This window comes from Oceanobacillus arenosus (genome assembly GCF_003369575.1).
Lineage (GTDB): Bacteria > Bacillota > Bacilli > Bacillales > Amphibacillaceae > Oceanobacillus > Oceanobacillus arenosus.
This window is the reverse complement of the sequence record NZ_PIOC01000010.1, coordinates 202238-213059: the sequence shown is the minus strand read 5'-3', so window position 1 is coordinate 213059 and position 10822 is coordinate 202238. Positions and strand designations below refer to the sequence as shown.

Genomic DNA, 10822 nt, shown 5'->3' with positions numbered 1-10822 from the left:
ATCGTTGTTTCTTCTTTCATTTGCTGAATCGACTCCGTTACCTTATCCACCATAATTGGGGCAAGTCCCTTACTCGGTTCATCAATTAGGAGGAGTTCATTTTCATTTACATATGCCCGGGCGATTGCCAGCATTTGCTTTTGTCCGCCACTTAGTGCACCACCAGGCTTTTTCCAAAACTTTTTTAAATCTGGAAATAATTCAAGAACCCATTCCATCCGTTTCGTTGTCTTCTCATCCTCTTTCTTCATTGCAACCCTCATATTTTCACCTACTGTTAACTCACCGAAAATCCCTTGATCTTCTGGCACATAGCCAATTCCTCTGCTTGCAACTCGATGTGTCGGCATATTACTGATTTCCTCACCTTGAAAGGTAATCGTACCTTTTGCTGCCTTATTCAGCCCCATAATTGTCCGCAATGTCGTCGTTTTTCCCGCACCATTTCTACCGAGTAATACTGTAACTTCTCCTTTTGGAATCTCAAATGAGATGTCATGTAAAATGTGAAACTTCTGGATAAATGCTTCAACATGATGCAGGCTAAGTAAGCTGCTCATTATATTCGCCTCCCAAATACGCGGACTGAACGGTTTCATTTTCAATGATTTCTTCTGGAGTCCCCTGTGCAATTAATTCCCCATGAAATAATACGAGCACTTCATCAGACATCCCCAGGATCATATCCATCTTGTGTTCAATGAGCACAATCGTCCGATCTTCCTTCTCTCTAATCTTCTTAATGACATCGATGATTGCTGGAACTTCCTCTAATGACATGCCTGCTGTTGGTTCATCGAGCAGTAAAATCTCTGTCTCTAAAGCTAAAAGCATCGCAATCTCTAATTTCCGTTTTTCTCCATGGGCTAAATTAACTGCGAGTGAATCTGCCTTGTCATCAAGAAAAACCATTTTCAATAATCCGTTAGCCTTTTCCTGAAATTGCTGATAGTGATTAAAATGTGCGATCATTTGATAACGTACATTCGCTTGTGACTGCACTGCTAAGCGAACATTTTCATGTACAGTCAGATTTGGAAAAACATTCGTGATTTGAAAGGATCTGCCAATTCCTAAACGGGTCCGGTTCGTAGCAGACTGTTTCGTGATGTCTTCTCCCTTGAAATAGATTTTCCCATTTGTCGGTGCTAGCTGCCCGCTAAGCAGGTTAAAAAAGGTAGTTTTCCCTGCTCCATTTGGCCCAATAATCGAGGTGAATTTTTTCTCGGCTATTTTTACTGATACTGCATTTACGGCAACCTGTCCGCCAAACGCGATCGATAGATCTTTTGTTTCTAATATTGCTTCCACAGTATTCCTCCTCGCAAACTTACTAGTTAACATGATGAATTAACGACATCTCCCTAAAGTCTACATTTATGCAGATAGGAAAGCATTAAGCTTTCCTATCTGTCAGCAGTATTATCCTAATTCATAATTGGCGGTGCCGTTTCTTCTGGGGTTAACACCCGTTTTAATACTGGAACAGGATAATCAAATTCATCACTTTCTTCTAAGGTTACGGAATACATTTCTTGAAGCGCCTGATGGTCCTCTGGGCGGAATGTCATCGTTCCTTTTGGCGTCTCAAAGCTCATTCCTTCCATCGCTTGAATTAACGTATCTGTATTTGTATCGCCGTCCGTTTGTTTAAGTGCTTCAACAATCGCAAGCGCGGCACTCATTCCGCCAGCAGTGAATAAATCTGGTACTGCACCGTCATATTTGCTTTTATGATTCTCGACTAACCAATCATTTACTTCATTATCTGGAAGTGTATGATAATACAATGTGAACCCTTCCATTCCTGTTAATGGAGCCATCGTTGGCAGTGTTGCAATATCCGCTACCCCTGTTGTCACTTTAATTCCGTGATCCTCGACTTTCATATCAACGATTTGATTCCACGGAGTATTTGCTCCGGCCCATACAACATAAAGATAATCTGGTTTTGCATCAATGATCTTCTGGATATTCGCTGTAAAATCTGTCGCATTTTGATCGGCATATTCTTCATGTACAAGCTCAGCACCTAAAGATTCTGCCGCACTAATAAAGGCTTTAGCACCATCTTGACCAAATGAATAGTCTGGTGCAAGTGTTGCTATTTTTACCCCTTCACCAGCTACTGCAGCTGCGGCCGCAAATGCATCCTGTGAAGAGTTTCTTGCCGTTCGGAAAATATAATCATTGTATTCTGATCCTGTAATACTATCGGCTGCAGCTGGTTCAACGACAATAATCTTCTCATATTCTTCCGCTAGTGGAGTAACAGCTAGTGTATCACCTGAACTTGACGAACCAACAAGAAAGTCAACTTCATCGTCTTCCAGAAAACTTATTGCTGCTTGTCGCGCCACAGTAGGATCTGTTTCTGTATCTTTAAAAATATATTCAATTTTCTTCCCGGCAACTTCCATCGTTCCATCTGTTGCATATTCCATTCCTAATTCAAATCCTTTTTTCGTCTGATTACCATAAGACTCAAGTGCACCTGTTAATGACGCAAGCACACCGATTTTGATTGTCTCACCTGCTCCTGCGGCCGCTTCTCCTGATTCCCCTGTTTCATTTGAGCTGTTTGAGTTGTCCCCCGTCTCTCCCGCTGTATCGTCATTATCGCCACATGCTGCTAGAATCCCAACAACAAATAATGCGAGGAGTAAACTTAATACACGAATGAACTTCATTAGTAATTGCCCCCTTTTTTTCTCCTAAATACTTAACTACTGCCATCATATATTTTAGTAGTTACAAGGAAGTTACAAGACTTATCCAAACCATCGTATCGCAGTCGCTGCCCATGTATAGCCTGTTCCAGCAGAAACTAGCACAGCAATGTCTCCTTTTTTAAGTAAGCCTCTCTTTTCAGCAAGATGCAGACCAAAGCAAGGGTCTAGTGCAGACATATGCCCGTGATTTTTCAGGTAAATCGCTTGTTCCTCTTTTAGCCCGACATTCTCACAAAGTGACTTAAACATTGACTTTTTGGTATGAAGCGGCAAAAGCACCTTTAAATGTTCAAGGGATAAGCCACTCTTCTCTAGCGACTGATTGATTACTTTAGTGAAATTTGGAATCGATACAGGGTCAAGACGCTCCTTCATATTGATTGGATTTGGCACATCAATATACTGCATTTTTCCTTCCACAACTTCTGTACTGACTGGATTTACTGAGCCTCCGCCAGGAACAAGCACTTCCTTACTGAATGATCCATCAGTAATAATTGATGAACCCAATATTTCGCTCTTTGTCGCATGCCTCGTGATCAGTGCCGCTGCACCGCCGTCTGCAAAATTGAACATAAACCGTGAGCGTGGATTTTCATAGTTGATGAGCATGGATTCCTTTGAGCCGCCAACAAGCAGGATATTGTTTAGCCCCTCATCTGAATGAAGCATATCCTTCGCAACTTTTACCGCTAGCGGAAAACAAGAGCTTACATTCATCATTTCAAATGCATAGGCATTATATGTTCCCAGCTCATACTGTATTTTTGAAGATGCTGTCCAAACTTGGTAATCTTTGAAAGGACTGCCAAAATAGATTACAAGATCAATTGACTTTGGATCTATATCTTGTAAAATCTTTTTCCCAGCAGCAATTGCTAAATCAGATGCATGCTCATGGTCCGCGGCAATTCTCTTTTCAGAGAGACCAAACTTTTCAATAATGACATGCTCTGGAATTGCTGTTTTAAACGATAGCTCTGCTGCTGTTTCTTTTCTTTCCGGTTCATAAATACTCGTTGCCTGAATTCCTATCATCTGCTTTTCTCCTTCTTCGGTAGTTTCATGACCTATTACCAATTTCCTTTGACATTTCCAAAATCCTCGACTTATCAATCTTACCTGTCGCATTTTTAGGAAGCTCATCGAGGATGACGACATTCTTCGGGATTTTGTATTTTGCTAATCTTTTCTGACAGTAGGTTTTTATTTCCCTTTCACTTTTGGTCGAGCCATTATTAAATGAAAGATATGCAACGGGAATTTCTCCCCATTGCTCATCTGCAATCCCAATCACAGCAACCTCATTTATTTCTAACAACTCACTTAAAACCTGCTCAACTTCCAATGGATAAATGTTTTCCCCACCAGAAATGATCATGTCTTTCTTCCTTCCAGCAACATAGATAAATCCATCTTCATCCTCTCTCATTAAGTCCCCGGAGTGGAACCAGCCATCACGAATTGCTTCCTTTGTTTTGTCTGGAAGTCCCCAATACTCTTTCATGACATTCGGTCCTTTTATGAGCAGCTCACCGATTTCCCCTTTTTTAACTGGATTTCCTGCCTGATCAACAATTTTTATATCGCAAAACATTGCTGGCTTGCCAATGGAACCAACTTTATTCTTATAATCCTCTCTAGAAAGCATGAAGATCGTTGGCGCTGTTTCTGTCATCCCCATTCCCTGTCCAAATGGCAGCCCCTGTTCCAAGTATTTATTGATCAATTCTTTCGGGCAAGGGGCACCCCCACTATAGAACCACCTGACAGCCTGGAAATTAGCTGTATCAAAACTTGGATGTCTACGGATTGCTTCGTGGATCGTTGGCACGCCCATCACAATCGTTACCTCATGTTCCTCGATGATATCAATTGCTTTTCCAGGTTCAAACTTATTAGGAAGAATTACGGTTCCACCTGCAAGTAAGGTGGGAAAAGCAAATAGGCCGATCCCGCCAATATGAAATAAGGGCAAAAGAACAATTACTTTGTCCGTTGATGTAATATCAAGGGCATATTGACAATTTATCGCATTCCAAAACATATTTTCCTGCGTTAATACAGCCCCCTTTGTTCTCCCTGTTGTTCCAGACGTGTAGCAAATAATAAAGGCATCATTTTTAGCATCGATTGGGACATGTATTAAATCCTTTACAGCAGGTTTTTCAATCTCTTCTAATTGGTAAGCGTTTGCAAAATTGGTGTACTTACAAACTTCCCGATACAATTCAACTGTTTCTACCTCGAATAGAATCGTTTTTGCCCCACTATCATTGATTTGAAATCCCAGTTCTATAGCAGTCAGACGAATATTTAACGGAACAGCAACCAATCCCAGCTGTGCAATTGCAAAATAGGCCACCATATATTCCGCTCTATTTTGCGAAAGAATTGCGACCCGATCACCTTTTTTCAAGTGGCATTCATCCTGCAAAAAGGCAGCCATATTATTGACCTCTAGAGAAAGCATTTGATACGTATACGGCTTTTCCACTGTCGTTAATGCCGTTCGATTAGGCGTAATATACGCCCGTTTGTGAATCCAATATGCAATCTGCTCCAATTTATTTCACCTCGCTTAAGCTTACACCATGAAAGATGACTTCCATCGCTTCCTCAAATACTGCTTCGGGTACTGCTTGATCTTCCCAAAGCACCCATCGCATTCCGATAAACTGCCCAATCCCCATCAAACAATATGCTACGGTTTCTGGATCGAGCGGCTTACATTCTCCCTGTTCTACCGCCGTTTCAACCGACTTGATAAATCCAGCTGCTATTTTCTCGTAATACCAGCGATACAATTCTTTGTCCACTAATACGGACTGCTGCACAATACTATATAAATTACGATGACTTAACACCCACTCAAAAAATGCACGAAATCCTGCCCGTTGCTTGTCATAGAAACTCGACTTTTCTTCCATTGCGGTTTTCATTTGATAGCGCAAACTCGAACTTAGCTCACGCACAAGTTCGTCATAAATAGATTTTTTTGTAGTGAAGTAGTTATAAAAGGTTCCTTGAGCAACACCAGCCTTCACCGTTATATCTACAATCGATGTTTCGAAATAACCCTTCTTACCAAAAATTTTTTCCGCTGTATCTAAAATCTTCTGCCTCGTCTTCATTCCCTTTGAAGTTAATTGCGTTTCTCTCATAACTGATATATGAATCACCTCTCAGTTTTAGATTATATATAATTATATGAAAATTAGCAATGATTATTTTTAATTTCCTTTTCAGCAGTGGAAGGTTGCTTCTTCTTAAAAGTCGGAGATTGTAGTTTAGTTTAAATTTATAAAAATTATTGAAGTAACGGGATAAAACATTGTCTTACTAGTTTCGCTTAACCATACTATAAAATAAGAAAAAGCCATCCCCTCCACATACGGAGAGAATGACTTTCTTTCATGAATCGCCAAACTACTGATTACAGTTTTGCCCAGCGTTTCTCTAACCAGTTCATAAATTGTTCGCCTTTGTCGCCTTCATACGCATCAAAGACATCTAAACGCATGCGCTTTAGCTTATTCGCAAAGTCTGCCACTGTGTGGTCCTTTGGTAAACTCTTTTTCACCCGCAGGAAAATTTTGTCTGTGCCTTTAATAATATCAAACTGTAAAGGTGCTGGTTTCTCTACGTCTTCTCCAAACGCCGCAAGTGCTTCATATGCTGCCATTTGCACCTTGTAGACTGTATCATTCTGCATACGGTTCTTTAATAAATCTATAATTTTGTCATGTCGATAAGCCGATAACACTTCTACTGCGTTTAAACGCTCTCGCCAGCTGGAAGTATAATTTGCCTGTTTTTTCAATGCTTCGTACTGCTCAGGTAATGCTGTTTCAAACTGTTTCAAATAATTGCACCTCTTTTTTAAACTAGAGGAAAAATGAATTCTTTTTCTTCTGCTTCTCTTATTATACGATGTCTGGGTGAAAAAAGCGATGAATCGCTGGTAAGCAATATGGAACAATAGGAGCCTAACTGTATTACGGAGAATCGTATCATAAGTATGTATGATTCTTGAGTAGAATTGGTTTGCTTATTTTACTGATGAAGAAAGCCTTTTTGAATATTATGGTATTATGAACATAAATAGGTGTATTTGAAGTTTATTATGCCTTATTCAACAGGAATAAAACTTATCCAAGTAACGATCCAAGTTTCTTGAATGAAAACTTTATAGCATTATAAACATAAAAACGGGGTGGAATGTATGTTTTATGGATCTATGTTTTTGTGGTTTTTAGGATTTATCTTTTTCCTTGTATTTTTAGGGTTCTTATTAGAAAAAGGATTAAATAAATTACTTGGTATAGAGAAGAAAAAGATTTCGGAAACCCCCGGTAAAAAGGTTGACAGATGGGGAAGAGGAATAATCTTAGTTATCTTTTTATCTACTCTACCAATTGTTGTTACAATGGATACAAATATTATTAAATGGTATTGGACCGTCTATCTTGCACTATTATTAGGATTTCAGTCTTTTCTAGAATGGAAATACTTGAAGAAATCAAAACAATATATCGCAACACTTATTTTTCTGACATTTGGAGTAATTATTATGTCTAACATTGAGTATCTTATTTCACTATTTAGATAGAGTTAGTTTGATGAGCTAATAAGATATTGTACTTAAAAATTGGTGCTTCACAAAACAGTGTAATTCTATCAAACGGTAAAAACAACATAAAAAATAATACAAAAATCCCTCTCAATCCAATAAATCAAGAGGGATTATCTATACGTATCCAATTCCTCCGACTCCATTATCAAATGATACATTTCCTCTGTCGATTCCATTGGCTCAACACCAAGCTCTTCTGCCAGGACATCCGAGCATTTCGCATACCATTTTATCGCTTGCGGCCGATTATTGTTCTGATAATAATAGTACATGATTAGGCGGTATGCCTCTTCCCATGTGTTATCAATTGATAATATTTGCTCACACCAGTGCATGGATAAATTAAAATCCTCAAGCCGTACTGCTACTTGTGCCAGCTTTTCGGCTCCACGTAAAAATATTAGCTGTAGCCTTTCCCGCTCCTGTGTACACCAGCTTACGAACCGAAGATCTGCCAAATAGTCGCCTTTATAAAGTTTAAGGCCCTTTTCCAATAATTCCTTTGCACGCTGACTATCCTTTTCCCCCGAGCCATTTGCAATCAATTCCTCAAACTGCATACTATCAAGCTCAAATCCTGCATTAGGATTTAAACCATAACTGCCTCCTTTTCTTAAGATAAAAAACGATTCCTCTCTTGCCTTTCTTTGTGGTTCAATTGCCTTGTACAATGCATTCAATGCTACTTTAAAGTTTTTATTTGCTGCATTTTCGTCTTGTTCTGGCCATAGTGAGTGAAAAATTTCCTCCCTTGCCAGTAATTTATTGCGATTTGTAAGAAATAACTCAAATAGCTCCTTCGCTTTCTCTCGCTGCCATTGCTGTGGCTCGATTTGATCCGTTCCAATCCATACATTAAACTGCCCCAGCGTATGAATAATCATCGTATATCCCGGGTGATTTTTCATCGTTGCATCAAGTCCAAGCTCATGGAGCAAACGACTAACATAGTTGGGCATAATGTTTAGCTGCTTTGCTTTTAATAACATTGGAACCATATTTTGCATATCAATTGGTCCAAAGGTCGTTCTCTTTTTTAGAAAAAATTCATATTCTTCTGTTTGAATTATTCCAAGAAACATTTCCATTTTCTGCTCAAATGTCTCCACGCTTCCTTGTTCATAGGAAATGTGTGCGGACCAGAAGTTGCTTACCATGATCGCATAGCGATCCCCGCAAATTGTCATTTCAGATTCAATCTGTTTCATGATATCCATTGCAACATCATAATGCTGCTGATAAATTTCCGTAATTCCAATTGATAATTTAATGAGCGCACTAAGCCATCGGTCTTTCACTTTTTCCGTTTCAATCAACCCACTATTCGCATGCTTCATCGCTTGATTGAATCCTTGATTCTTTCCAAAGAGCAGGGAAAGTCCCATATATGGCTCTGCTTTTCCCCTGGAGACATTAATCTTTTCCATTATTGCTAATGCCGTGTCATAACATTGCACCGCAAGCTTTGTCTCATAGCGATCAAGTAATTGAACTGCATGTCCCAAACGCATCCAGCCACAAGCCTCGACAAATGGAGATTGAATGGATAATCCTAATTGAATTCCATTTTCAGCAAATTTTTTACTTTCTTCAGCATTTCCCATGAAGGCGTCAATAATAGACAGAATAATATCCGTTTCACGGTGGGACTGCGAAAGATGCCTCCTAATCCCTCTCCCAGCATCACGTTTAGATAAAACTAATATTTCCTTTGCTTTCGCTAACCTGCCTGTCCGTAAGTAAATTCGTGCTTGTAAATTACTTTCTTCTAGTGATAAATTTAGCTTTTTTGCACGTTCATACCAAGCTTCTGCCCTCTTTGCTTGTCCAGCATTTAATAGATTTTCTGCCATTAGAACGTATAACTTTGCCATTTCCTCTTTTCTGGTTGCTGTCTTTTCCCGCAGCTGGATTGCTTGATTAACATAGCGCTCTGCCTTATCTGGCTGAATCGTATCAAGATAAATCCGTGCCATTCCTTCAAGAGCAAGACTTGTTAAATAATCAGCCTCCTGATTTTCTCTCGGATGCAGATTAATAATCGTTTCATAGTTTGCAATCGCCTGTTCATAAAGCGAACGATAACGCTCGATCTCTCCTTGATAAAAGTATAAAATCGGATACTGCTGTTTATTCTCTTTCGGCAAGGCTAGAAGTAAATCATATAATGTTTGCAACTTACCAGATTGAAGGATTGTTAACCCATGCTTATTTAGCAACTCGGCAAACCTATTATAATTACTTGCCTTCTCATAGTGATAAAGTGCAGCCTCAAACTCATTTTGCATTTCAAAATAGTTTGCCGCTTGAGTATGTAAAAGTGTGAATCCGCTTTCAAAATTCCGTTTTAAATGATTTTCCAAAAATGTTTTGAATAGTGCATGATAACGGAAATGATGATCATTTCCTTCCACAATAAATAAATTCTGTTCAACTAGGCCTTGCAATATTTCTCCAGACCCTTGGATTTGTAATACGAAGTCACATATTTTTGGCGACAATACATCGAGTACACTGGATTGCATGAGAAATCGCTGCATGTTCGAAGGTTGCTTTGACAATACTTCGGCAGCTAAATAATCAAATAAATCTCTGAGAGACAGTTTTTGATTTTGCAAAATCTCCTTTAATGTTATTCCTGCATTGATTTGTTGTATAAGCAGATTAAACGCTATCGCCCATCCCTCTGTTAATTGGTAAATCCTGCTTACTTCATTCTTCGTCACATTAACTTTATATTTCACCTCCAGAATATAAGCGATTTCATCAGGGGATAGCACTAAATCTAAATAGGTAATTTCCAATAATTCACTTTGACCTTTTAATTTAGGCAGGACCTCCCATTTTGGCCGCTTCCTGCTTGAGATTACTAAATGGAGATTAGCTGGAATATGTTCAAATAAGAATAACATCCATTTTTCAATTTCACTGCAATTTAATACATGATGAAAATCATCTAAAACAATTGTCAATTCATCTGTACATGCTAGAGCTTCATTAACAAAGGTTGTTGCTAATGAATAGATTTCCTCGATCGTAATATAGTTATCCAGACTCTCTAATTCATTCTGAAGTATTCGGCCGAATTCAGGATGTTGTTGACGACCCGCATGAATTAATTTAGTCAGAAAAGGGATTAAGTCATCATCATTTTGCGAAATAGAGTACCAGCATGCCCTCCTATTTTTGTCATGAAAAAATAGCGCTAATGCTGTACTTTTTCCATATCCTGCCCCAGCATATAGTAATGTTAATGGATAGTTTGCTATGTTCATCAATTTCTTATTCAGCTTGCTTCTCTCAATAAATCGATTTCGTACTGGTGGCGGGGCTAACTGGCTTTGAATGATTGGGATATTTCTCATTCACTATCTCCCCCTATAAATATCTTAATCTTCTATCATTTTATCACGATATAACGGATAATATTACATGTTACGATTTTATTAGAAAA

The 10822-nt window shown here is 38.9% G+C and carries 9 protein-coding genes; 1 reads left to right on the top strand and 8 read right to left on the bottom strand.

The annotated features are described in order from the left end of the window. From CWR48_RS05730 to CWR48_RS05700, 7 genes are all read right to left on the bottom strand, one after another. The coding region (locus tag CWR48_RS05730; RefSeq protein ID WP_147294872.1) for an ABC transporter ATP-binding protein at positions 1–560 on the bottom strand (560 nt) is incomplete at its 3' end. Next, positions 544–1311 carry an ABC transporter ATP-binding protein gene (locus CWR48_RS05725; protein ID WP_115772231.1) on the bottom strand — a complete coding sequence of 256 codons (768 nt, stop codon included), beginning with the start codon at positions 1309–1311 and terminating at the stop codon, positions 544–546. The genes CWR48_RS05730 and CWR48_RS05725, both read right to left, overlap by 17 nt. Before the next feature lie 116 nt (positions 1312–1427). Next, positions 1428–2690 (bottom strand): substrate-binding domain-containing protein, encoded by a 1263-nt coding sequence (locus CWR48_RS05720; RefSeq protein ID WP_115772229.1) that lies wholly within the window; start codon positions 2688–2690, stop codon positions 1428–1430. Between the two features lie 81 nt (positions 2691–2771). Continuing rightward, positions 2772–3770, bottom strand: coding sequence for a 3-oxoacyl-ACP synthase (locus CWR48_RS05715; RefSeq protein ID WP_115772227.1), 999 nt, complete (start codon positions 3768–3770; stop codon positions 2772–2774). A gap of 25 nt (positions 3771–3795) precedes the next feature. Beyond that, entirely contained in the window at positions 3796–5298 is a 1503-nt protein-coding gene (gene menE / locus CWR48_RS05710; protein ID WP_115772225.1) for an o-succinylbenzoate--CoA ligase, read from the bottom strand. Position 5299: 1 nt separating this feature from the next. Beyond that, entirely contained in the window at positions 5300–5896 is a 597-nt protein-coding gene (locus CWR48_RS05705) for a TetR/AcrR family transcriptional regulator (protein WP_115772223.1), read from the bottom strand. 272 nt (positions 5897–6168) lie between these two features. Further along, positions 6169–6597: a HEAT repeat domain-containing protein gene (locus CWR48_RS05700; RefSeq protein WP_115772221.1), complete on the bottom strand. Its 429-nt coding sequence runs from the start codon at positions 6595–6597 to the stop codon at positions 6169–6171. A 360-nt stretch (positions 6598–6957) separates the two neighbouring features. On the opposite strand from CWR48_RS05700, the gene CWR48_RS05695 reads away from it, so the two are divergent. Next, positions 6958–7344, top strand: coding sequence for a DUF4181 domain-containing protein (locus CWR48_RS05695; RefSeq protein WP_115772219.1), 387 nt, complete (start codon positions 6958–6960; stop codon positions 7342–7344). 134 nt (positions 7345–7478) lie between these two features. On the opposite strand, the gene CWR48_RS05690 is transcribed toward CWR48_RS05695, so the two are convergent. Next, on the bottom strand, positions 7479–10733 hold the full coding sequence (locus CWR48_RS05690) for an AfsR/SARP family transcriptional regulator (RefSeq protein ID WP_115772218.1): 3255 nt from the start codon (positions 10731–10733) through the stop codon (positions 7479–7481). Between the last annotated feature and the right edge of the window lie 89 nt (positions 10734–10822).